This window comes from Psychrobacter sp. W2-37-MNA-CIBAN-0211, from assembly GCF_040309405.1.
In the GTDB taxonomy this organism is placed as follows: Bacteria; Pseudomonadota; Gammaproteobacteria; order Pseudomonadales; family Moraxellaceae; genus Psychrobacter; species Psychrobacter glaciei.
The window spans coordinates 1-258 of the sequence record NZ_JBEOOU010000355.1; the positions used below are offsets into that span (position 1 = coordinate 1).

Sequence of the window (258 nt, forward strand, 5' to 3'; positions counted from 1 at the left end):
GAAGCTATGAAAAATAACCCACCAGAAGAAACCCCTTATCACAAACGCAAAATGTCGTTAACAGCGCCAATTACGACAGTTTTTATGTTTGATGCTATCGCTGCTCGCTTTGGTAAAACTCGAATTGAATTATTAGAGCCTGCTTTAGAGTTATATGCTGAACAGCTTTTCCTTTCTCTATCAGATGAAGATAGAAATTCTTTATCTGTTGAAGTCGATTCTTTGATTACCGAGAACTTACCTGAAGGCATCCAAATG

The 258-nt window shown here is 37.6% G+C and carries 1 protein-coding gene; it reads left to right on the top strand.

Going from position 1 to position 258, the window contains the following annotated elements; translation table 11 throughout:
- Nucleotides 1–258 (top strand): hypothetical protein (locus tag AAEY72_RS15490; protein ID WP_352311500.1); only part of this gene is annotated, 258 nt, incomplete at both ends.